The 266-nt window shown below is 36.1% G+C and carries 1 pseudogene; it reads right to left on the bottom strand.

The features are described 5' to 3' along the window. Positions 1–249: pseudogene (locus SCA31_RS23745) on the bottom strand (hypothetical protein); the annotation flags it as partial. Positions 250–266 lie beyond the last annotated feature (17 nt).

The following is a 266-nucleotide window of genomic DNA, read 5'->3' as shown; positions in this document are numbered from 1 at the left end:
AAGTTTAGCCTTACTAGTAAGATCTGTTGGCTTCCCTATATCTTGCGTAGAAATATTTGAAAGTTGATTAGTCTGCTCTTCTTTTTCATTTTCGGTATGAATAGATAACATGATTTTTCTGTCGATTGCCGCTAATTCCGTTTTTAGGTCACTAAGTGACACTTCTTTATTCCAGCTGGAATTAGAAATATCCTCTAACACCGCAAGGTCTTTTTCATGTTCAGAAATGTTTCCCCGTTCCTGTTCCATTAAAGCAGGTATTTTAG

The organism is Chryseobacterium sp. SIMBA_028 (assembly GCF_046535285.1).
Lineage (GTDB): Bacteria > Bacteroidota > Bacteroidia > Flavobacteriales > Weeksellaceae > Chryseobacterium.
This window is presented reverse-complemented; position numbering and strand designations above follow the sequence as displayed.